Raw genomic sequence first — 21,197 nt, forward strand, 5'->3', positions numbered from 1 at the left:
GCTTAGTCCTTGGTCACGCGCAGCAGCTCGGCCTGGGTGGTGACCCCTTCCTGCAGCCAGCGCTCGCCGTCTTCGCGCATCGTCTTCATGCCGCTCTTCTGCGCCGTTTCGCGGATCTCGGCTTCCGAAGCCTGGTTGTGGATCTGGGAGCGGATGCGCTCGTCCGTTTCCAGCAGCTCGTAGACGCCGACCCGGCCGTGGTAGCCGGTGTGGCCACAGCGCTCGCAGCCGACCGCATGCCATTGCACGCCATCGCTCTTCTTGCAGTGCGGACAAAGCTTACGGACCAGGCGCTGCGCCATCACGCCCAGCAGGGACGAGGACAGCAGGAACGGCTCGATGCCCATGTCGAGCAGGCGGGTGACGGCCGAGGCGGCATCGTTGGTGTGCAGGGTCGCCAGCACCAGGTGGCCGGTGAGCGAAGCCTGCACGGCAATTTGCGCCGTTTCCAGGTCGCGGATCTCGCCGATCATGATCACGTCCGGGTCCTGGCGCAGGATCGCGCGCAGGGCCTTGGCGAAGGTCATGTCGATGCGGGCGTTGACCTGGGTCTGGCCGACGCCGTTCAGGTCGTACTCGATCGGGTCTTCCACCGTCATGATGTTGGTGGTCGAGGCGTTCAGGCGCGACAGCGCCGCGTACAAGGTCGTGGTCTTACCGGAACCGGTCGGACCGGTGACGAGCACGATGCCGTGCGGTTGATTGATCAGCTTGTCGAACTGCGGCAGCATCTCCGGGCTCATGCCCAGGTGCGACAAATCGAGACGGCCGGCTTCCTTGTCGAGCAGACGCAGCACGGCGCGCTCGCCGTGGCCGGTCGGCAAGGTCGAGACGCGCACGTCGACCGGCTTGCCGCCGATGCGCAGCGTGATGCGGCCGTCCTGCGGCAGGCGTTTCTCGGCGATGTCGAGCTGCGACATGATCTTGATACGCGAGATCAGCGAAGCGTGGATGCCCTTGCGCGGGCGCACGATGTCGCGCAGCGCGCCGTCGATGCGGAAACGCACGACCGAGGTCTGCTCGAAGGGTTCGATGTGGATGTCGGACGCGCCCTCGCGCAGCGATTGCGTCAGCAGCGCGTTGATCATGCGGATCACGGGCGCATCGTCGGACGATTCGAGCAGGTCCTCGATCGCCGGCACGTCCTGCAGCAGCTTGGTGAGATCGAGGTCGGCGTCGAATTCGTCGGCCACCTGCGAGGCGTCGCCGCCGCTGCCGGCATAGGCCTTGGCGATCGCGTCGTCGAGCTCGCTCCGGTCGAGGCGGCGCAGCGCGATGCGGCCGAAACGGCGCGACACCTCGGCGATCGCCGCGGGCGGCGTGCTGCCGGAAATCAGCACCTCGACGCTCTGCGCCGGGTCGTCGCCGGCGCGCGCCAGCACCCCATGGTCGCGGGCGAAGGCGTAAGGCAACAAATTATTCATGGTTCCTCAATTCCGATTCTGCGGCTGGACCGGGCGGTATTCGGGCACGGGCGCCGCGCTCGGTTGCGCGGAGGCCGGCTGGCTCGGCGGCAGGTTCGTGTCGCCGGTGCCGGCGCCAGGACGCACCGGCACCGGTGCCGGCGCCGGCAGCGTCGCCAGCGTGCCGCCGGCGGCCGGCTGGCCTTCGGTCAGGGCCGGCAGTTCCGGCGCGCCTAGGTCACGCAGCAGGATGGTGTCGTCCGGCGCGCGGTTCGACTGGCCCAAGGCGCGCATGTATTCGTAGCGGTCCAGCGAAATGCTGTTGTTCTGTTCCTTGCTGCGCACCACGACCGGGCGCAGGAACACCATCAGGTTGGTCTTGTTGCGCGTGCGCGAGCGGTACTTGAACAGGTTGCCCAGCACCGGGATGTCGCCCAGGCCGCGCACCTTTTCCTGGCCGTGGTCCTCGTTGTCCTGGATCAGGCCGCCCAGTACGATGATCTGGCCATCGTCGGCCAGGATATTGCTTTCGATTGCACGCACGGTAGTCACGATGCCCTCGTTCCGGATCACGGAATTATCGATGCCGGAATTCTCGTGGTAGACCGAGAGCTTGATCACGCCACCCTCGGAGATCTGGGGGCGCACCTTCAGCAGCAGGCCGATGTCCTTGCGGTCCACGGTCTGGAAGGGGTTGTTCGCACCGCTGGTGCCGGTCGTGAACGAACCCGTGATGATCGGAATATTCTGGCCCACCTTGATCGTCGCCAACTCGTTATCGAGGGTGATCATGTTCGGTGTGGACAAGATGTTGGCGGCGCCGTCGTTTTCAAGGGCGCTGGCCACGGCGCCCAGGCTCAGGTCGCCATTGATCTGCTTGAACAGGCCGACCGTCAGGCCGGACAGGCGCGGCACGTTGGTGGGGTCGCTCAGGCCCGCGCGCGCGGCAGCGACCAGGTCGACGATGCCGCCATTCGTGCTGGTGAACGACTGCAGGCCGCCGACGCGGTACTTGCTGGTGTCGCTGCCCGACAGGCCGATCCACTGAATGCCGAACTCCGACGCCTTCTGCTGGTTCATCTCGACCACCAGCGCCTCGATGTAGACCTGGGCGCGGCGCACGTCGAGCTGGTCGATGACGCCGCGCAGGTTGCGGTAGATCGCATCCGGCGCGGTAATGATCAGGCTATTGGTCGAGGCGTCGGCCTGGATGAAGCCGGAGCCCTGGCCACCGCCGCCGCCGGCGGAGGTTGCCTGGCCCTGCTGGGCGAAGGTGTTGCCGGTGCCACCCATGCCGATGCTGCTCTGCTGGCCCTGCTGGCCGCCGAGGTTGCCGCCGCCGGTGCCCTGGGCGCCGCCCTGGGCGCCGGCCTGGATCGAGCCGCCCGAGGTGCCCTGCTGCTGCACCGGCACCGCCGAGGCGTCCTGCGAGACCACGGCGCGCAGCGTTTGGGCGACGCGGGTGGCGTCGGCATTCTTCAGGTAGACGACGTGGATGTTGCCCTTCTCCGAGGTCGGCTGGTCGAGCTTGGCGACCAGCGACTTGGCGAGATTCGCCCGCGCCTGCGACGGCGCGCGCACCACGATCGAATTGGTGCGGGCGTCGGCCAGCACCGTGACGCGGCCCGAATCGCCGCCGGCGGCCGGCTCCATCAGGCGCCCGACCAGGGTGGCAATGTCGCTGGCGATGCCGTTACGGACAGGAATCACGTCGAGGTCGGCCGCCACCGGCGCGTCGAGCGCGGCGATGATGCGCGACAGGCGGCGCAGGTTGTCGGCGTAGTCGGTGATGACCAGGCTGTTGTTGCCCGGGTTCGCCATGATGGAATTGTTCGGCGAGATCAGCGGGCGCAGCACGGCCGTCAGGTTGGCGGCCGATTCGTATTGCAGGTGGTAGATCTGGGTGGCGATCTGGTCGCCCTGGGCACGCGAACCGCGGGTGCCGACCTGGGTCGGCGAGGATTGCAGCTTGGCCTCGGCTTCCGGCACCACCTTGGCATAGCCTTCGCCGGTGGTGACGACCGCATAGCCCTGCAGGCGCAGGGCCGAGGTCAACAGGCCAAAGGCCTGGGTCTTGGTCAGCGCCTTTTCCGACTGCAGCGTCAGGGTGCCCTTCACGCGCGGATCGACGATGAAGGTCATCCCGGTGTAGTGGCCGACCGCCTTGATCACGGATTCGATGTCGGCATTCACGAAACTCAGCGCGGCCGCGTTTTCCTGGGCAAACGCCGGCGCGGGCGGCAGCGCCGTGGCGACTGCGCAGCACAGCAGGACGCCGGCGGCGATCCGGCGCAGCGCCGGGAATTCGGGGGTGCTACGGAAGGATGTTTTCATTATCTGAACTCAAGTGCGATTATGTTTTTACCGTTCACCATGCGCCGCTGCCCCAGCAGGTTCAACATGTTGCCCAGCGTGTCTTCGTAGCCGTCCGCGGCCGACGCCTGCCCCGAGAAGCGCAGGCGTCCGTTCTGCAATTTCCCTGTTCCCGACAACAACAGCGCGCCACGCACCGTGGAGAGCACCAGGTCGGCCTGCTCGCCGCGCCAGTCCATCGCCATCTCGTAGCTGCCCAGCGGCCGGATCGGCGCCATGCGCGATCCCATGTCGCTCAGGCTCAGGACGGTGCGCCCGGTGACCGCGACGCTGTTCGCCTGGCGTACCAGGTCGAGCCGGTTCCAGCTCAGGCGGATCACCCCCGACGGCGCCAGCGTGTTCAGCGGCGCGCCCAGGCCGGCCAGCCCTTCGGCCGGCAGCAGCAACTGCCCGGCGCTGACCTGCCACTGCGACCAGCTGCCCTCGACCAGTACCGGCTGCGCCAGCGCCTGCGGGTTTTCCAGCGTCATGCTCACCTGGCCGAACAGCACCAGCGGCGACAGGCGCCATGCGAAGCGTCCCGGCAGCAGCGGCGTCACCGCCCCACCCTCGCCCGGCGCGCCGCCCACGAATGCCGAGCCCTTCCAGAGCGTACCCTGCGCATCCCCCAGAGTCAAACGGCCGCCAGTCTGGCGTTCGACGATGTTGCCGAGCCAGGTCGCGGGCAGGAAAACGAGCACCGTCAGGGCCACCGCGAGCGCGACGACGCCCAGCCACAACAAGCCTCGCCTCATCGGGAACCGGTCCCGGTGTCCTGGCGCAGCGTCAGGCTGGCGTCGACCTGGCCCACCGGATCCTGGGCCGTGAAACTGGCTTCCTGCACCGCGATGCGGTTCTCGCGCCGCTGGGCGTCGAGCCAGACCAGCAGGTTGGCGAACGAGGCGCCGTTGACCTGCATGCGCGCGTATTCGCCAGTCAGCGTGAGCGAGGCCGGCTTGATGCCGCGGGCGTTGAGGCTGGCGCTGAGCGATTCCTGGGTCATGGGCGTGACCGGCGCCGGCGCCTGGCCCACCAGGGCGCGCGCCTGCTCGGCCAGGCCCGACAGTTCGGCGGCTTGCTGGCGCAGCGCCGGCAGCGAGCGCTCGAGGCGGGCGCGGCCTTCGACCGCCGGCTCGATCAGCGCCATATAGACCAGCGCCAGCACGACGACGCCGAAGCCGACCGTCAGGTAACGCCGTTCCTGGTCGGAGCGCGCGATCCAGTACGCCAGGGCGCGTTCGCGCACCTGCCCGATTGTGCTGCCCAGACTCATGGCTTGGCTCCCGTGCTGCGCACCGTCCAGTTGGCGGGCGCGGTTTCTTCCAGACTTAAATTTCGTGCGGACAAGGACGCCTGCAGCTGCCGCAGCGTGGCGGGGTCTACCGTCTCCGGTTGGACGCGCACGCGCAGCGAGCGTTCCTTGTACTCCATTGATGTAATGCCGGGCGGACGCGGCAGTTCTCGTGTTGCCTCGCCGAGTGCGCTTGACAGGTACAGGAATTCGTCCGGCGCGATCTGGCCGCTGCCGGCCTGGGCGCGCTGGATGTGCAGGCGCATCTGCGCCACCGGATCGGACACCGGCTCGTTCGGATACACCGAGCGGTAGGTTTGCGTCATCTGCTGGCGCACCGCGGTCGATTCGCCGCGCAGGCGCAGCCATTCGATGTTCAGGCCGGCCAGGTTCACCACCACGGCAAGAAACGCCAGGGCGATCGGCACGCGCCAGCGGCGCCAGTCGCGCTGGCGGGCGCCGGCCGCACCCAGGCCAGGGACCAGGTCGAAGGCCGTGCTTTTCGCGCCGTTGATCCAGTGCGCCCAGTCGTCCGTTTCAAGCACGGTTCCGGGGCCGGCCTCGGCCAGCAGCACCTGGTATTCGCCCAGCTGTTCGCGCGGCACATACAGGGTCAATGGCGCATCGCCGGCCAGCGCGCGCGCGGTCTGCAGGGCGGTGGCGGGATTCGCGTCGAGCGCCAGGCCCAGGCCGCCGTACTGGCTCTGGCGCAACAGCAGCTCGGCGTTGCCGATCGCGGCGGACACGCCGCCCGGCAGCAAGGGCAGGCACAGCTGCGAAGGCAGCGCCGCCACGGCGCGCGCGCCCTGGGCCAGCAGGGTGCGCACCAGCGGCTCGAGCCACTCGCGCTGCACCACCGCCACCGGACGGGTGCCGTCGCCGCCTTGCGGGCCGGCCACCAACACGCAGTCGAGCGGATCGCCCAGGATGTGTTCCTCGACCAGGCCCGGCAGCGCGGCGCGCAGCTTGTTGCCGGCCAGTGGAGGCGCCTGCACGGTGATCAGGTTGACGTCGGCGCCGGCCAGCAGCAGCACCACGCGGCGGCTGGCGGCGACCAGGTCGGTCAGGTTGCGCAGCGTGCCCTCTCCCTGCTGCTCGATGACGCCGGCGTCGCTCACGACGGCGAAGCGGCAGGCGGCGCCCTCGCCTTCGGCGCGTGCGGGATGCCGGATATAAAGTGTAGTCAAACCGTCTCGCTTTCTTCTAGTTTTGACGAACCCAGACCACCGTAATGCTGCCGGGTCCCATGGTGGGAGCGCGCTTGATCAGCGCTTCGGCGTTCAGGGCGGCCCGGTCCAGCCGGATGCGGCTGGACACGATGAAATAATTGCTATGTACGTCCACCGAATTCTCCGTCAGCGTCTTGCCGCCGACATCGGCAATAAAGTACTGCATGCCGCGCCAGGGTACGTTGCGGCGCCGCTGTACCAGTGCATTGGCTTCCGACAGCGAGAAACCCGGGACCACCGCCGCCAGCACCTCGGGCGATGTGGTGTTCACGTTTACCGGCGTCGGATCGGGCAGCACGGTCACGAAGGGGCGCAGCTTGTTCACGATTTCCGGCGTAAATCCTTTTACAGTAAGCAGATCCTCGACTTCCAGGAACTTGATCGGCGTGCCGATGCCTTCGCGCGACACCGCCTGCAGGCGCGCCCCGCCGCCGCCGGCTCCGGCACCGGCATCGTCGCCGCCAGCGCCGGCGTCGGTGCCCGGCTGTCCCGGCTCGCTGCTGCCGCCCGGCACCGCGCCGGGGTCGTCCTGCTTGCCGCCCGGCCCGTCGAGTTCCTGCCCGGTGACCGGATCGACCGCCCCGGTTGCCGCGGGCGGCGCACCGGCGGCAACCATGTTCGCGGCCGTCTTCGCCAGCGCCGGGTTGAGCTGCAGGTTGCTCAGCAGGCGCGCGAAAATGTCCACCTGGGCCAGGTCGATCTGCCCGCCGCTCGACAGATTGCTGAGATTGTAACGCGAGGTAGCGTCCGCGATGCTGCCCGACAGGCTGGCGTCGAAGGTTTCGCCTTCGATCCGCTCGCGCTCGATGTACTGGTCCAGGCGCGTCTCGGCCAGCGGGGTGGCCCAGACGTGGGTCAAGGCCGTGTATTCGCGGTTGTCGACGGCGTCCTGGCGCAGCACCAGCGAGGCCCAGTCGAGCGCGCCGCGCAGGATCCAGCGCGTCTGCAGGTTCAGGCGCTGGTTCTCCATCGAGCGCACCTCGACCTGCTGCTGCCAGAACAGGCTGGCGACGATCGAGATCGCGAGCGTGGTCAGGAGCAGCGCGGTGATCACGGCGACGCCGCGCTGGCGCGGCGGGCGGGGGCGGCGAGCCTGGTAATAAGGGCGCATCAGATGCTCCCCAGCAGGAAGGATTTGGTCAGCGGCTGCGGGAAGCCGCGCGGACGCAACACCACCTGCAGCCCCGTGATGGCCAGCGCCGAGGCGCTCGTCACCGGCGCCTGGGGATTGGCCTCCACCTGGGGCCGCCAGGCGCCGTTCTGCCAGATCAGCACGGCCATCGCCTCGACGCCGCCCTGCAGCACCACCGCCGGGGTCGTGTCGATGTCGCTGATCGCGGCCTGCCACAGCGCGTCGAGCTGGGCCAGGTCGCGCGTGGCGATCGATTCGCGCCGCAGCAGCTGCCCGTTTACCAGGCGGTAAGCGATGACCTGCAGGCGCGCCGGTTCGTTTTCGTTGAACACGGTGCGCACCAGGGTGATGCGGCCGTCTTCCTGCTGCAGGAAGGGACGCCGGCGCCCGAGGATGCTGGCGTCGGCCGCGTGCTCGCAGTCGCTTTGCAGCTGGGCAAAGGCGAGCTGCATGCCGCGCGTGGTTTCCATCTGCTCGGTCAAGGCGCTGCGGGCGCGCACGATGCCGTCCAGGCCGCGCCAGCCGAGCACGGCCACCATCGCCAGGATGCCGATCGCCACCAGCAGTTCGACCAGCGTGAAGCCGCGCGCCGCTTTCATCGTCCCCTTCATCGCGGCCTCCTCATCGCGGCCTTAAAACCAGCTGGACCAGCTTCAGGATGCGGCGCTCGGGATTGGCCTTGTCGAACACCGAGACCTCGACCCGGCGCAGCTGGGGGTTCGGGCTGACCAGGACTTCCTCCTGGCAGATCAATTCGAGGTCGCCCTGGCCGCAGGCAAAGTTGCGCTTGCCCACGTCGGGGAATTCGCGGCCGAGGCGGATCTGCACCAGCCGGTTCTCGGCCGACCAGGTCGCCATCATGGCCGCGCGCAGGCCGGCGCTGTTCGCGGTCAGGCTGCCGACGGCGCGCAGGCCGGCGCCGAGCGCGGTACCGACGATGACCAGGGCCACCAGCACTTCGAGCAAAGTAAAGCCGCGCGCGCTACGGAAATTCATTGGACGCCTTCGGTGGCGGGATCGACGACGACGAAGTGGCCGACGCCGTCGGCGCTGATCGCCACGCTATGGTTGCCGCTGGCCAAGGTCAGGCGGAAAGGCTTGTGCACCGGCTCGCGGCCGAAGGTCACGCGCAGCGCGTCGCCACCGCCGCCGCCCGCCGCCGGCGGGTCGAGCAGGAGGCGCAGCGGCGCGTTGCGGAATGCGCGTTCGCGCAGCAGGTCGTCCTGGTTCATCGGCGTCCAGCCGGTGTCGGTGCGGACGATGAAGCGGTAGCGCTCGGGCGTGGCCTCGAAGGCCACTTCGCGGTTGCGCACGATGGCCTCGTCGCGCGCCAGCTGCAGCAGCAGGGTCAGGCGCTTGGCTTCGTTTTCCAGGTCCTGGCGCGGGCTCGGGATCGCATTGAGCGAGGCCATGCCCAGCGTGATGCCGATGATGACCATCACGACCAGGATTTCGACCAGCGTGAAGCCGGTGCTTCTGCGCGGCGCCGCGACGGCAGCCATGACGGGCGTTACTGCTGCCAGGAACCGACGTCGGCGTCTTCGCCCTCGCCGCCGGCCTGGCCGTCGCCGCCGAACGAGAACACGTCGATCTCGCCGTGCAGGCCCGGCGACAGGTACTGGTAAGGATTACCCCACGGGTCCTTCGGCAGGCGCTCGATGTAGCCGCCTTCCTTCCAGCCATTGGCGGCCGGGCCCGAGGTCGGGCGGGTGGTCAGGGCCTGCAGGCCCTGCTCGGTGGTCGGATAGCGCTGGTTATCCAGCTTGTACAGTTTGAGTGCCTGCATCAGGGTGGCGATATCGGTCTTGGCGGCGACCACGCGCGATTCGCCGGTACGGCCCAGCACCTTCGGCAGCACGAGTGCGCCAAGGATGCCGATGATGACCACGACAACCATGATTTCAACAAGGGTGAAGCCGCGCGCGAAACGGCGGCCAACTGCACGGTGCGATACGTTCTGCATAGTCAATCTTGGATAGGTGGATCGGAACAATCGACTTAGTATAAGGCCGAATTGTGACAGCGGCCACTTGCCATGGGTGCGGCTTCGCTCACGGGCAAGGTGGGGCATTGTATTGCAGAGCTGGCAAGAATGCAGCTCAAGCGTGCGCGCCTCTTTCTGCGCAGACAGGGCAAGCCGGGTTGCGTGCGGCACCGATGCTGGTCCACTCCATCGCGCGGCCGTCGAGCAGCAGCAGGCGCCCGGCCAGCGATTGCCCGATGTGCATGACCAGCTTGAGCGCCTCGGCCGCCTGCACGGCGCCGACGATGCCGACCAGGGGCGCGAACACGCCCATGGTGCTGCAGGCAACGTCCTCGAAACCGCTGTCTTCGGGGAACACGCAGGCGTAGCACGGGCAATTTTCTTGACGCATGTCAAACACCGACAATTGCCCGTCGAACCGGATCGCCGCCCCCGCCACCAGCGGCACCCCGGCTGCGACACAGGCGCGGTTCACGGCGTGACGAGTGGCAAAGTTGTCGCTGCAATCTAATACGACAGTGGCCGAGCGCGCAAGTTCCCGCAGTCGTTCCGGTCCGGCGCGTTCGCGCAGGGCGACGACCTCGACTTCCGGGTTGATCGCCTGCAGCGCGGTGCGGCCGGACGCGACCTTCGGCATGCCGATGCGTTCGGTCGTGTGCATGACCTGGCGCTGCAGGTTAGTCAGGTCGACCTCGTCGTCGTCGACCAGGGTGATGCGGCCGATGCCGCTGGCGGCCAGGTAGAGCGCGGCAGGCGAGCCGAGGCCGCCGGCGCCGATGACGAGGGCGTGCGCATCGAGCAGGCGCTGCTGGCCTTCGATGCCGATCTCGTCGAGCAGGATGTGGCGCGAATAGCGCAGGAGCTGGGTGTCGTTCATGGGGTGGATAATCTTATATACCGTCACCGGGCGGTGTTGGCATCGACCGTAGGGTGGGCACCCTGTGCCCACGCGGAAGCATACGCAGTGTTGATTCAAGCAGTACCGCACGGCCGAATGACGGTAGCACTTCCAAATGATCATCCGGATACGTTTCGACGTGCCCGGGACAACGGCAACGGCTGAGCCAACACTGTTCGACGTTCCGCGTGGGCACGGGGTGCCCACCCTACCGCCACCGGACCGGGCCACAACAAGCCCGCGCCGGTTTTATTTCTTCGAGTCCTTCAACTCCGGCGGTTTCGTCTCCGTACCCGGCAAGGCCTTCGCCGCGGACGAGGGCTCGGCTTCGACCGCCTCGGGCTTGGCCGTCTTCACCGGCAAGCCCTTGAAGTGATTCAGGGCCTGGGCCAGTTGAAAATCGTCCTTGCCGCCCAGTTCCAGCGGCTGGCGGTTCTTCAGCGCGGCCAGGGCTTTCTGGCGCTGCTCGGCTTCGTCGCGCGCCTTGTTCGCGCCTGGCTTTTCGTTTTCGCCGGTCAGGTGGCGCTGCAGGTCGGCTTCGCGCACGCGCAGCGCGTTCAGGCCGTCGCCCTCGGCGGTTTCTTCCACGGCGATATCCGGTGCGATGCCGGTGGCCTGGATCGGGCGGCCCTTCGGCGTGTAGTAGCGCGCCGTGGTCAGCTTGATCGCGGTGTCGGCCGACAGGGGCCGCAGGGTCTGGACCGAGCCCTTGCCGAAGGTCTGGCTACCCATGACGATCGCGCGCTTGTAGTCCTGCAGGGCGCCGGCGACGATTTCCGAGGCCGAGGCCGAGCCGCCGTTGACCAGCACCACCATCGGCACGGTTTTCAGTTGCGCCGGCATCTTCGCCAGCGGATCGGTGCCGCCCGACGCGTAGAACTCGCGGCGGCCGTAATAGGACTTGTTCGAGTCCTCGATCTGCCCCTTGGTCGAGACGATCAGTTCTTCCTTCGGCAGGAAGGCGGTCGAGACGCCGATCGCGCCCGGCAGCAGGCCGCCCGGGTCGTTGCGCAGGTCGAGCACCAGGCCCTTGATGTCCGGATTGTCCTTGTACAGGGCGGCGGTTTTGTTCGCCAGTTCGTCCAGGGTCGCTTCCTGGAACTGGCTGATGCGCACCCAGGCGTAGCCGGGCTCGACCATTTTCGCCTTGACGCTCTGCACGCGGATTTCCTCGCGCGTCACGGGCACCACCCAGGGGCGGTCGTCGCCGCGGCGGGCGATGGTCAGCGTGACCTTGCTGCCGGGCTTGCCGCGCATTTTTTTCACGGCCTCATCGATCGACAGGCCCTTGACCGGGACGTTGTCGATGCGGGTGATCAAATCTCCCGCCTTGATGCCGGCGCGGTAGGCCGGCGAATCCTCGATCGGCGAGACGATCTTCACGTAGCCGTCTTCGCTGGCGACCTCGATGCCGATGCCGACGAACTTGCCCTGCACGCTCTCGCGCATCTCGCGGTAGGACTTCTGGTCGAGGTAGACCGAGTGCGGGTCGAGCGAGGCGACCATGCCGGAGATGGCTTCGGACAGCAGCTTCTTGTCCTCGACCGGCACCACGTAGTCGCTCTTGATCAGGCCATAGACGTCGGCCAGCTGGCGCAGCTCCTCGAGCGGCAGCGGGCTGTCGGCCCCCTTCTGCGCCCAGGCCGAGACCTGCACCGTCAAGGCCACCCCGGCCGCCAGGCCGAGGCCGACCAGTCCCGCGTTCTTTGCTTTGTTGCCCATTGCTACCCCTAGAAGTTGATCCAGCTCGCCGGATCGAAAGCCTTGCCTAGATGCCTGAGCTCGAAGTATAGACCCGATTCCTCGTTACCGCCGGTATTGCCCGCACTGGCGATCGGCTCCCCGGCGCGCACGGCGTCGCCCAGGCGTTTCAACAAGGTCTGGTTGTTGGCGTAGATCGACAGGTAGTCGCCACCGTGGTCGATGATGATCAGGTTGCCGAAGCCGCGCATCCAGCCCGAGTGCACCACGCGGCCGACCGCCACGGCGCGCACCTCGGTGCCTTCGGGCGCCTTGATGAACATGCCTTTCCAGCTCGGGCCGTCGCCGCCGCGCTTGGCGCCGAAGCGCGCCGCGATGCTGCCGTTGACCGGCTTCGTCAGACGTCCCTTCATCTTGGCAAACGCCCCGGCCGGCGCGGCCGGCGCCAGCGAGATGTCCGGGGTGCGTTCTTCCTGCGCCTGCTCGGCCACCTTCGGCTCTTCCGGCTCGGGCAGCGGTTTCGGCGCCGGCTTGCCGGCCTTGGCCGCTTCGCGCGCCAGGCGTTCGCGTTCGGCTTTCGCGGCGGCGCGCGCCTCGGCCCGGGCCTTCGCCTCGGCCGCGGCTTTCGCACGCGCGGCAGCCAGCGCTTCCTGGCGCTTGCGCTCGGCCTCGGCCTGTTCGCGGATCAGGCGCGTCAGGCGGTCGACCAGGCCGCTCATGCGCTGCTCGTCGCGCTGCAAGGTGTCGGCCTGCTTGCGCTGGGCCACCAGCTTGCTCGACAGGCTGTTCAAGAGCGCGGCGCGGCGCACTTTTTCCTTTTCCAGGACAGCCTTTTGATCGCGCTGTTCCTGTGCGATTTCTTCCAGTTCGGTCTTGGCGTTCTCGACCTTGTCGCGGTTTTCCTGCACCTGCGCCAGGTTCGCGTTCAGCGAGTCGATCAGGCGCGCCTGGGCCTGCGACACGTAGGCCATCATCTGCAGGTCGCGGTTGATGCGGTTCGGGTTGTCGCCCGAGAGCAGCAGCTTGATGCGGTCCTCGTTGCCGGCGACATAGTGTTCGCGCAGCAGGGCTGACAATTGTTTTTTCTGCCCAACAATTGTTTGCCCAAGGCGCTCGTGCTCGGTCGCCAGGTCCTGCAGGCGCACATTGGTTTCCTGCTGTTCGTTGGCGAGGTCGCGCAGCGCACGGTTGGCGTTCGAGATCGCCGCTTCCGATTCGGCCAGGTCGTCGGCGACGTCCTCTTTCTGGTCCTCGGTGCGGCTGATTTCTTTCTTCAGCTCCGACAGCTGTTGCTGGATGCCGGCGCGCTTGGCCTCGGCAGCCGCTTTCTGGCGGCTGCGCTCGGTGGGCTTGGCGGCCAGGGCGGTGCTTGCCAGCACGCAGGCCAGCAGGCCGCACAGCAAGGCGCTGCCGGCCGACTTCTTGACTGGAAAACGCAAGACTTACTTCGCCTTCCCTTGGTTGGCGACAGCCGCCATGGCGGCATTGATCGCTTCCTGGTCACCCAGGTAGTAGTGGCGGATCGGCTTCAGGTTCTCGTCCAGTTCGTAGACCAGCGGCTGGCCGTTCGGGATGTTCAGGCCGACGATGTCGGTGTCGCTGATGTTGTCGAGCATCTTGATGATGGCGCGCAGGCTGTTGCCATGGGCCGAGATCAGGATGTTCTTGCCGGCGCGGATGGCCGGGGCGATCTCGTCGTTCCAGGCCGGCATCACGCGCGCCACGGTGTCCTTCAGGCATTCGGTCAGCGGGATCTGGGCTTGATCCAGGCCGGCGTAGCGCGGGTCGCCGAAGGAGACGCGGTCGTCCGACGCTTCCAGCGCAGGCGGCGGGGTGTCGTAGCTGCGGCGCCAGACCAGCACCTGCTCGTCGCCGAACTTGGCGGCGGTCTCGGCTTTATCCAGGCCCTGCAGGGCGCCGTAGTGGCGCTCGTTCAGGCGCCAGTCGTTCTTGATCGGCAGGTACATCTGGTCCATTTCGTCGAGCGCCAGCCACAGCGTGCGGATCGCGCGCTTGAGCACCGAGGTGTAGGCGACGTCGAACCGGAAACCGGCTTCGCGCAGCACGCGGCCGGCGGTGCGCGCCTCGTTGACGCCCTTCTCGGTCAGGTCGACGTCGGTCCAGCCGGTAAAGCGGTTCTCGAGATTCCAGGTGGATTCGCCGTGGCGCATGAATACGATTTTGTACATAAGCTCTTCTTTACTCTTTAAAAGTCTGCGAAATGGTGACTTGAAGATCCGGTCCGGCTTCTATTTTATAATGCTCGGATTGACTTCAACCAATGGAAGCCTTGTGAAATTCATCCTCGATAATATCTTCATTGTTGCAATTGCTGCCATTTCCGGTGGTGCGCTGCTGTGGCCAGCCCTGGCGCCGAAGGGTCGCCGCGCCACTGCGCTGCAGGTGACCCAGTTCATCAATCGCGGCAAGACCCTGGTGCTCGACGTGCGTAGCGCCGACGAGTTTGCCGCCAGTCATCTGCGCGACGCGAAAAACATTCCGCTGGCAGACTTGAGCAATCGCATCGGCGAGCTGGAAAAATCGAAAACCCGCACCGTCGTCGTCGTCTGCCAGAGCGGCGCCCGTTCGGACAAGGCCGTGCGCCAACTGAAGGCGGCCGGCTTCGAGGACGTGCTCAGCCTGGATGGCGGCATCAACGCCTGGACCGCGGCCGGCTTGCCGGTAACCAAGTAACCCAGAATCGGAAGGAAGAATGATGACTGCACACGTTGTCCTGTACCACACTGCCAGCTGCCCCTACTGCGTACGCGCCGAGCGCCTGCTCGAAGCCAAGGGCGTCACCGACATCGAGCGCATCCGCGTCGACCTCGACCCTGAGCAGCGCCAGATCATGATGCAAAAGACCGGCCGCCGTACCGTGCCGCAAATCTACGTGGGCGAGACCCACGTCGGCGGTTTCGACGACCTGTATGCGCTGGACCAGGCAGGCCGCCTGGATCCGCTGCTCAAGGGCGAATAAGTAGTAGGCCTACCGCGCGGGCGCGAGCGCCCGCGCGGGCCACGTCTCCCCTCTCAGCCCCGCGTTTTGTTGCGCGAACGGGGCATCCCTCAGGGCTTGATCAAAGCCTCCCGCCGGGAGCTATTGCTTCCAAATTGATTTTGATACAATTGCCGGTGCGTTTGACTCCAAGCCCATCGGGGCCGGCGCTTGCCGTCCCTTTTACTCCATAACGAAAGCGTTCCATGTCTGACGAAAACCTGCAACCAGTATTCCAAATCCAACGCGTCTACCTGAAAGACATGTCGCTGGAACAACCGAACTCCCCGGCGATCTTCCTCGAGCAGGAAGCCCCGACCATCGAGGTCTCGCTGGACGTCGGCGCCGAAGCAATCGCCGATGGCATCTACGAGTCGACCGTCACCATCACCGTGACCGCCAAGGTCAAGGACAAGGTTGCCTTCCTGGTCGAAGGCAAGCAGGCCGGTATCTTCGAGGCACGCAACATCCCTGCCGACCAGATGGATCCGCTGCTGGGCATCGGCTGCCCGAACATCGTTTACCCTTACCTGCGCAGCAACATCGCCGACGTGATCACCCGTGCCGGCTTCCCGCCCGTGCACCTGGCCGAGATCAACTTCGAGGTGTTCTACCAGCAGCGTCGCCAGGCGATGGCCGAAGCCGCCGCCGCACCGACCAACTAAGTAGCCGTATCCGGCCACCCGCATCGGTGGCTGCAAGGACAGGAGCCCATGTGGCGGCTGTCCTTCCAAGATCCTCGACGGGCAGGCGCGGCTGACGCGGCGCCTGCCCTTCCTGCCAATTTGGCGTCTGGTTTGCCAACCCGGGGCCCGCGATGACCTGTTCCCGACTAACCGCAAGCGTGCTGCTGGTACTGGCATGCGGCAGTGCCTCCGCCTTCGATTTCCGTTCCGTCGGTGCGCCCTCGGTGGTGCTGTACGACGCGCCTTCCGCGCGCGGCGCCAAGCTGTTTGTCGCGCCGCGCGGCATGCCGGTCGAAGTCGTGGCGCGCTACGGCGACTGGGTCAGGGTGCGCGATGCCGACGGCGCGCTGGCCTGGACCGAAGCCAAGGGCCTGGCTGCCCACCGTAACGTGGTCGTGAAGGCTGTCCTGGCCCGCGTGCGCGCCGCGCCCGACGACAACGCGGCGCTCGTGATGACCGCCGACAAGGGCGTACTGCTGGAACTGCTCGCGCCCGCCTCCGGCGGCTGGGCCCAGGTACGCCACCGCGACGGCATCGTCGGCTACGTACGCGGCGCCGACATCTGGGGCTTCTAAGCGAATGCAAGAATTCAACAATATGAACAAGATTACCGTGCTCGGCGCCGGTGCCTGGGGCACCGCCGTCGCCATTGCCGTGGCCGCGCGCCACGATGTACTGCTGTGGGGCCGCAACCCCGAACAGATGGCCGCCACCGCAGCGGCACGCGAAAACACCGCCTACCTGCCGGGCCAGCCGCTGCCGGCGTCGCTGCGCGTGAGCGCCGACTTCGAGGCGGCGCTGGCGCATGTGACCGAGGCCGGCCCGGACGAGGCGCCGCTCCTGATCGCGGCCTGCCCGGTGGCCGGCCTGCGTCCGCTGCTCGAAAGCCTGAAAGGCCGCACGATCCCGAACGTGGTCTGGCTGTGCAAGGGCTTCGAATACGGCACCGGCCTGCTGCCGCACCAGGTGGTGCGCGAGGTGCTGGGCGACGCCGTGCCGGGCGCGGCGCTGTCCGGCCCCTCGTTCGCCCAGGAAGTGGCGCGCGGCCTGCCCTGCGCCCTGACGGTGGCCTCGACCTCGCGCGAACTGCGCGACCGTGTGGTCGGCGCCGTCCACGGCGGCAACCTGCGCGTCTACGCCTGCGACGACCTGATCGGCGTGGAAGTCGGCGGCGCGGTGAAGAACGTACTGGCGATCGCGACCGGCGCCGCCGACGGCCTCGGCCTCGGCCTGAACGCGCGCGCGGCCCTGATCACGCGCGGCCTGGCCGAGATCACGCGCCTGGGCGAAGCGCTGGGCGCGCAAGCCTCCACCTTCATGGGCCTGACCGGCATGGGAGACTTGATCCTGACCTGCACCGGCGACCTTTCGCGCAACCGCCGCGTCGGCCTGGCGCTGGCCGAAGGCAAGCCGCTCGACACCATCGTCGCCGAACTGGGCCACGTCGCCGAAGGCGTGCCGTGCTCGAAGGCGGTACGCGAACTGGCCGCCAGGCTGGGCGTGGACATGCCGATCACCAATGCGGTGGCGGCGGTGCTGTTCGATGGCTACGATGCGAAAGAGATGGTGGCGCAGTTGCTGGCGCGCGATCCGAGGAACGAGTTGGCGTAAGCTCGACCGTAGGGTGGGCACGGAATGCCCACGCGGATCCGTGAACGGTGTTGGCTCGATTCGGGCCGCACCGCATACTTGAAGTTAGCGCCTACTAATGATCAGTCGGAGGCGTTTCGATATACCGAAGGCAGCAACAAAAATTGAGCCAACGTGGCTCGACGGTTCGCGTGGGCACGGAGTGCCCACCCTACGGCCGATACCGCGTTCATCATTGATGACCGATTGATCCAGCGTCGGTTGAACGCGCAGCCGACCGGAATCAGCCGCCCTGCCCGCGCGGGTCCCTGGTCGGGCCGCCGCTGCGCACCGGACCCAGCAGGATGGTCATCAGGGCTACCGCGTCGACGTTGGCGCGGATCGCGTGCGGTTCGCCGCCGGCCAGATACACCATTTCGTTCGGACGCAGGACGATCGTTCGGCCATGGGCGTCGAAGGCGATTTCTCCTTCCAGGCACAGCAGCGTCATCTCGCCTTCGACCCGGTGCTCGGGCATCGGCTTGTCCTTGGGAACGACCAATCGGATCAGTTCCATGTGTTCGGTCTTCGCCAGCGCGATCGACGTGAAATTGGCGATGTCGTCTTCGCCGCGTTGCAAGGCGATCCGTTCGCCCGATGCTGCGTGTTGCAAGGCCATGCCGCCTCCTTTTTACTCTTCTTCCGTATATGTCACGCCGCGCAGCCAGGTGACGAGCGCGAACGCATCCTCGAATCCGCGCGCCAGTTGCGGCACCAGCTGCTCCGGCTTGTTCAGGGCCAGGGGCACCTCGGTCCAGGCAAAAAAGCTTTTCAGCTTGATGTACTCGATGTGCGGGTGGTCCGCATCGAACCCCTTCGGCGGCCGCTGCAGGCTGTCTTCTTCCAGCAGGCTGCGGTAGGTCGCGCGCAGGTGTTTATTCTTTAATATTTTGGCGAACCCTGTCGCATCGTTGACGATGTGCTCGCGGATCGCCTTCAGGCGCGGGCTTGGGGGCAGGTATTCGCCGGCGCCGAAACCCAGGGTGCCGTCGCCCTCGATCTGGAAATAATAAGTCGGGCCGGCCCCGGCGCTCGGGCGGCGCTTGTCGTTCGGCGCGATGCCGGCCGAGAAGCGCGTCTTATAGGGCGTCTTGTCGTTGGAAAAACGGATGTCGCGGTTGATGCGGAACATCGCCTTCTTCGGGTCGCAGGCGGCGACCTGCTTGTCGAACTTCGCCAGTTCGCGGATCAGCTCGCTGACCACGTCATGGAACTCTTCGCGCAGGATGTCGTAGCGCGGTTTGTTCATGATGAACCAGGGGCGGGCGTTGTTTTCTTTGAGCTCGGTCAGGTATTGCGTCAGGTCACGCAGGTGCATGGAAAGTCCGGAAAGTGTAATGAATTAGTCGCTCTGGCGCGGGCGCTTGCCGACCGTGACGTCCACCGTCGCCTCCCGGTTCTGGCGCATCAGCGTCAGGCGCGCCTTGGCGCCCGGTTCGAGCTGGGCGACCAGGTTCAGCATGTCGCCGGTGCTGGCGACCGGCTTGCCCTCGACCGCGAGCAGGATGTCGCCCGGGCGCACGCCGGCACGGTCGGCCGGACCGTTGCGCACCACGCCGGCAATGATGGCGCCGCTCTTGCGCGCCAGGCCGAAGCTGTCGGCCAGTTCGGGCGTGATGTCTTGCGACTCGATGCCGATCCAGCCGCGCACCACCTGGCCGTGCTTGATGATCGATTCGAGCACCGTGCGCGCGGTGGAAACCGGGATGGCGAAGCCGATGCCGACCGAGCCGCCGGTCTGCGAATAGATCGCCGAATTGATGCCCAGCAGGTTGCCGTGGGTATCGACCAGGGCGCCGCCCGAGTTGCCGAAGTTGATCGCGGCGTCGGTCTGGATGAAATTCTCGAAATGGTTGATGTGCAGGTTGTTGCGTCCTACCGCGGAAATGATGCCCATGGTGACGGTCTGGCCGACGCCGAAGGGGTTGCCGATCGCCAGCACGACGTCGCCGACGCGCGCCTCGTCCGGCTGGCCCAGCACCATCACCGGCAGATTGCGCTCCTTGATGCGGATCACGGCAAGATCGGTCTCGGGATCGGTGCCGACGATTTTTGCCGTAGCCTTGCGTCCGTCGGCCAGGCCGACCTCGATCGCGTCGGCGCCTTCGACCACGTGGTTGTTGGTGATGATGTAGCCCTCGGCGCTGACGATCACGCCCGAACCGAGGCTGGCCAGCTGCTCCTGGGGCGGCAGGCGGTCGCCGAAGAAGCGGCGGAAAAAGGGGTCTTTCAGGATCGGATGCGCTTCGCGCGAAGCCTTGCTGGTCAAAATGTTGACCACCGCGGGCATGGCGCGCCCGGCCGCTTCGCGGTAGCTGCCGGCGGCCGGTACCGATTGCGCCTGCAGCACCGGCACCGTGCTGGCCTTCGGCCCGACCGGCACCTGGATGGGCGCACGTCCCAGCCAGTCAGGACGGAACACGGTGAGGACGAAATAGATCGCCAGCACGATCGTGACCGCCTGGGCGAACAGCAGCCAGAGCCGGCGCGCCGTGCCGGGCTGGCCTGTGTTGGGAAGATCTTTCACTGGGTCGGTCCAGGGCGGGCGGGATCGCGCAGCGCATCGCGGATTTCGCGCAGCAGCACGATGTCTTCGGGCGTGGCCGGCGCCTTGGCTGCTTCCTCGGGCATGACGCGCTGGCGCAGGCGGTTCATCAGGCGCACCATCTGGAAGATGATGAAGGCGAGGATGATGAAGTTCAGCAAGATGGTGATGAAGTTGCCGTAGGCGATCACGGCGCCGGCTTTTTTCGCTTCCGCCAGCGCCAGCCCATAGGCCTGGCCGTTCAGGGGAATATAGTAGCTGGCGAAATCGAGGCCGCCGAACAGGCGGCCGATGGGCGGCATGATGACGTCCTGGACCAGCGAATCGACGATGCGCCCGAAGGCACCGCCGATGATCACGCCGACCGCCAGGTCGATCACATTGCCGCGCATCGCAAATTTTTTAAACTCTTCCATCATCGCCATTGCGTTTCTCCTGTTTTTGATTAAGGTTCTTGTTGAAATAGCCAAAGCGATGATACCGCAAAGCCCTTGGATGCTGTACGCACGCGCCGGGTTCCACACCCGGCTGTCTACTCCGGATGCATGCCCTGCTTGCATGCAGGATGGCTGATCTGCAGCGCAGCATCGGTTGCCAACGGGACGCCTGTCCCCTTATTGCTGCGCACGTAATATTTTTTCTCCAATAAAGATTGCCATTCACATATAATTTTGTGTTGCTGCAAGCTCTTTATTGATTCTAAAGTTTCGTAATTTCACGGAGTGGGGTTGGTATGAGTAATGAAAAGCAGGTCGATTCAGGCCGGCGCGGCTTGCTCGTCGCTACATGCGCGGCGGGCGGGGTCGTCGGTGTAGCCACGGCAGGCGCCCTGGTCAGCACGTTCCAACCATCCGAGCGGGCCAAGGCGGCCGGCGCTCCGGTCGAAGTGGACATCTCGGACGTCAAGCCCGGCGAAATGAAGGTCGTCGAATGGCGCGGCAAGCCGGTCTGGATCCTGCGCCGCACGCCGGAAATGATGGCCAGCCTCCCGAAGAACGACGCGCTCCTCGCCGATCCGAACTCCGAGAAGATCTACCAGCTCGACATGCCGGAGTACGCGAAAAACGAATACCGCGCCCGCCCCGAGCACAAGGAAGTCCTGGTCACCGTGGGCATCTGCTCGCACCTGGGCTGCTCGCCCTCTTCCCGTTTCGCCGAAGGTCCGCAGCCCAACCTGCCCGACAACTGGCACGGCGGCTTCCTCTGCCCCTGCCATGGGTCGACGTTCGACCTGGCCGGCCGCGTGTTCCAGAACAAGCCGGCCCCGACCAACATGGACGTGCCGCCGTACATGTACCTGTCCGACAACAAGATCGTGATCGGCAAAGACGAAAAAGGGGAGGCATAAC

The 21,197-nt window shown here is 66.4% G+C and carries 24 protein-coding genes; 6 read left to right on the top strand and 18 right to left on the bottom strand.

The features are described 5' to 3' along the window. Positions 1-2: 2 nt before the first annotated feature. From gspE to gpmA, 14 genes are all read right to left on the bottom strand, one after another. Positions 3-1,424, bottom strand: a complete 1,422-nt coding sequence (gene gspE / locus ACFOPH_RS17460; protein ID WP_312547932.1) for a type II secretion system ATPase GspE — start codon at positions 1,422-1,424, stop codon at positions 3-5. 6 nt (positions 1,425-1,430) lie between these two features. Continuing rightward, positions 1,431-3,737, bottom strand: coding sequence for a type II secretion system secretin GspD (gspD, locus tag ACFOPH_RS17465; RefSeq protein WP_379736638.1), 2,307 nt, complete (start codon positions 3,735-3,737; stop codon positions 1,431-1,433). Continuing rightward, positions 3,737-4,510 carry a type II secretion system protein N gene (gene gspN, locus ACFOPH_RS17470; protein WP_312547930.1) on the bottom strand — a complete coding sequence of 258 codons (774 nt, stop codon included), beginning with the start codon at positions 4,508-4,510 and terminating at the stop codon, positions 3,737-3,739. The genes gspD and gspN overlap by 1 nt, the downstream gene beginning before the upstream one ends. Next, entirely contained in the window at positions 4,507-5,028 is a 522-nt protein-coding gene (locus tag ACFOPH_RS17475; RefSeq protein ID WP_312547929.1) for a type II secretion system protein M, read from the bottom strand. The genes gspN and ACFOPH_RS17475 overlap by 4 nt, the downstream gene beginning before the upstream one ends. Next, positions 5,025-6,233 carry a type II secretion system protein GspL gene (gene gspL / locus ACFOPH_RS17480; protein WP_379736641.1) on the bottom strand — a complete coding sequence of 403 codons (1,209 nt, stop codon included), beginning with the start codon at positions 6,231-6,233 and terminating at the stop codon, positions 5,025-5,027. Before gspL ends, ACFOPH_RS17475 begins: the two co-directional genes overlap by 4 nt. A 16-nt stretch (positions 6,234-6,249) precedes the next feature. Then, on the bottom strand, positions 6,250-7,386 hold the full coding sequence (gspK, locus tag ACFOPH_RS17485; RefSeq protein ID WP_379736643.1) for a type II secretion system minor pseudopilin GspK: 1,137 nt from the start codon (positions 7,384-7,386) through the stop codon (positions 6,250-6,252). Further along, positions 7,386-8,018 (bottom strand): PulJ/GspJ family protein, encoded by a 633-nt coding sequence (locus ACFOPH_RS17490; RefSeq protein WP_312547924.1) that lies wholly within the window; start codon positions 8,016-8,018, stop codon positions 7,386-7,388. Before ACFOPH_RS17490 ends, gspK begins: the two co-directional genes overlap by 1 nt. A gap of 10 nt (positions 8,019-8,028) precedes the next feature. After that, complete coding sequence (gene gspI, locus ACFOPH_RS17495) at positions 8,029-8,403, bottom strand: type II secretion system minor pseudopilin GspI (protein WP_312547922.1); 375 nt, start codon at positions 8,401-8,403, stop codon at positions 8,029-8,031. Beyond that, positions 8,400-8,909, bottom strand: a complete 510-nt coding sequence (locus ACFOPH_RS17500; protein ID WP_312547920.1) for a GspH/FimT family pseudopilin — start codon at positions 8,907-8,909, stop codon at positions 8,400-8,402. The genes gspI and ACFOPH_RS17500 overlap by 4 nt, the downstream gene beginning before the upstream one ends. An 8-nt stretch (positions 8,910-8,917) precedes the next feature. Next, positions 8,918-9,370, bottom strand: coding sequence for a type II secretion system major pseudopilin GspG (gene gspG, locus ACFOPH_RS17505; protein WP_312547918.1), 453 nt, complete (start codon positions 9,368-9,370; stop codon positions 8,918-8,920). A 136-nt stretch (positions 9,371-9,506) separates the two neighbouring features. Beyond that, complete coding sequence (locus ACFOPH_RS17510) at positions 9,507-10,268, bottom strand: HesA/MoeB/ThiF family protein (RefSeq protein WP_312547917.1); 762 nt, start codon at positions 10,266-10,268, stop codon at positions 9,507-9,509. Positions 10,269-10,538: 270 nt separating this feature from the next. After that, on the bottom strand, positions 10,539-12,011 hold the full coding sequence (locus ACFOPH_RS17515; protein ID WP_379736646.1) for a S41 family peptidase: 1,473 nt from the start codon (positions 12,009-12,011) through the stop codon (positions 10,539-10,541). Between the two features lie 8 nt (positions 12,012-12,019). Next, a complete protein-coding gene (locus ACFOPH_RS17520) occupies positions 12,020-13,429 on the bottom strand; it encodes a murein hydrolase activator EnvC family protein (RefSeq protein ID WP_379736648.1) in 1,410 nt (469 codons plus the stop codon). Positions 13,430-13,432: 3 nt separating this feature from the next. Continuing rightward, complete coding sequence (gene gpmA / locus ACFOPH_RS17525; protein ID WP_379736650.1) at positions 13,433-14,179, bottom strand: 2,3-diphosphoglycerate-dependent phosphoglycerate mutase; 747 nt, start codon at positions 14,177-14,179, stop codon at positions 13,433-13,435. A 103-nt stretch (positions 14,180-14,282) separates the two neighbouring features. On the opposite strand from gpmA, the gene ACFOPH_RS17530 reads away from it, so the two are divergent. The 5 genes from ACFOPH_RS17530 to ACFOPH_RS17550 all read left to right on the top strand — a co-directional run bounded on the left by ACFOPH_RS17530 (position 14,283) and on the right by ACFOPH_RS17550 (position 17,285). After that, positions 14,283-14,684, top strand: a complete 402-nt coding sequence (locus ACFOPH_RS17530) for a rhodanese-like domain-containing protein (RefSeq protein ID WP_312547939.1) — start codon at positions 14,283-14,285, stop codon at positions 14,682-14,684. Positions 14,685-14,706: 22 nt separating this feature from the next. Beyond that, positions 14,707-14,970: a glutaredoxin 3 gene (gene grxC, locus ACFOPH_RS17535; protein ID WP_182990218.1), complete on the top strand. Its 264-nt coding sequence runs from the start codon at positions 14,707-14,709 to the stop codon at positions 14,968-14,970. A 224-nt stretch (positions 14,971-15,194) separates the two neighbouring features. Beyond that, on the top strand, positions 15,195-15,653 hold the full coding sequence (gene secB, locus ACFOPH_RS17540; protein ID WP_312547914.1) for a protein-export chaperone SecB: 459 nt from the start codon (positions 15,195-15,197) through the stop codon (positions 15,651-15,653). A 152-nt stretch (positions 15,654-15,805) separates the two neighbouring features. Further along, positions 15,806-16,249 carry an SH3 domain-containing protein gene (locus ACFOPH_RS17545; protein ID WP_379736652.1) on the top strand — a complete coding sequence of 148 codons (444 nt, stop codon included), beginning with the start codon at positions 15,806-15,808 and terminating at the stop codon, positions 16,247-16,249. A 22-nt stretch (positions 16,250-16,271) separates the two neighbouring features. Next, positions 16,272-17,285: an NAD(P)H-dependent glycerol-3-phosphate dehydrogenase gene (locus ACFOPH_RS17550; protein WP_312547911.1), complete on the top strand. Its 1,014-nt coding sequence runs from the start codon at positions 16,272-16,274 to the stop codon at positions 17,283-17,285. A gap of 262 nt (positions 17,286-17,547) precedes the next feature. Here ACFOPH_RS17550 and ACFOPH_RS17555 read toward each other — a convergent pair whose 3' ends face one another. Genes ACFOPH_RS17555 through mscL form a run of 4 tightly spaced genes read right to left on the bottom strand, consistent with a single transcriptional unit; the run spans position 17,548 to position 20,273 of the window. Continuing rightward, a complete protein-coding gene (locus tag ACFOPH_RS17555; RefSeq protein ID WP_312547910.1) occupies positions 17,548-17,922 on the bottom strand; it encodes a cupin domain-containing protein in 375 nt (124 codons plus the stop codon). Between the two features lie 12 nt (positions 17,923-17,934). Next, the gene (locus ACFOPH_RS17560) at positions 17,935-18,621 is read right to left on the bottom strand and encodes a DUF2461 domain-containing protein (protein ID WP_312547909.1); all 687 of its coding nucleotides are present in this window, start codon (positions 18,619-18,621) and stop codon (positions 17,935-17,937) included. 24 nt (positions 18,622-18,645) lie between these two features. Further along, complete coding sequence (locus ACFOPH_RS17565) at positions 18,646-19,830, bottom strand: Do family serine endopeptidase (protein WP_312547908.1); 1,185 nt, start codon at positions 19,828-19,830, stop codon at positions 18,646-18,648. Further along, the gene (mscL, locus tag ACFOPH_RS17570) at positions 19,827-20,273 is read right to left on the bottom strand and encodes a large conductance mechanosensitive channel protein MscL (protein WP_312547907.1); all 447 of its coding nucleotides are present in this window, start codon (positions 20,271-20,273) and stop codon (positions 19,827-19,829) included. Before mscL ends, ACFOPH_RS17565 begins: the two co-directional genes overlap by 4 nt. Positions 20,274-20,581: 308 nt before the next feature. Here mscL and petA point away from each other — a divergent pair, with 308 nt between their 5' ends. Continuing rightward, positions 20,582-21,196, top strand: coding sequence for a ubiquinol-cytochrome c reductase iron-sulfur subunit (gene petA / locus ACFOPH_RS17575; protein WP_312547905.1), 615 nt, complete (start codon positions 20,582-20,584; stop codon positions 21,194-21,196). The last annotated feature ends 1 nt before the right edge of the window (position 21,197 follow it).

It is taken from the genome of Massilia haematophila, assembly GCF_042647645.1.
Lineage (GTDB): Bacteria > Pseudomonadota > Gammaproteobacteria > Burkholderiales > Burkholderiaceae_D > Telluria > Telluria haematophila.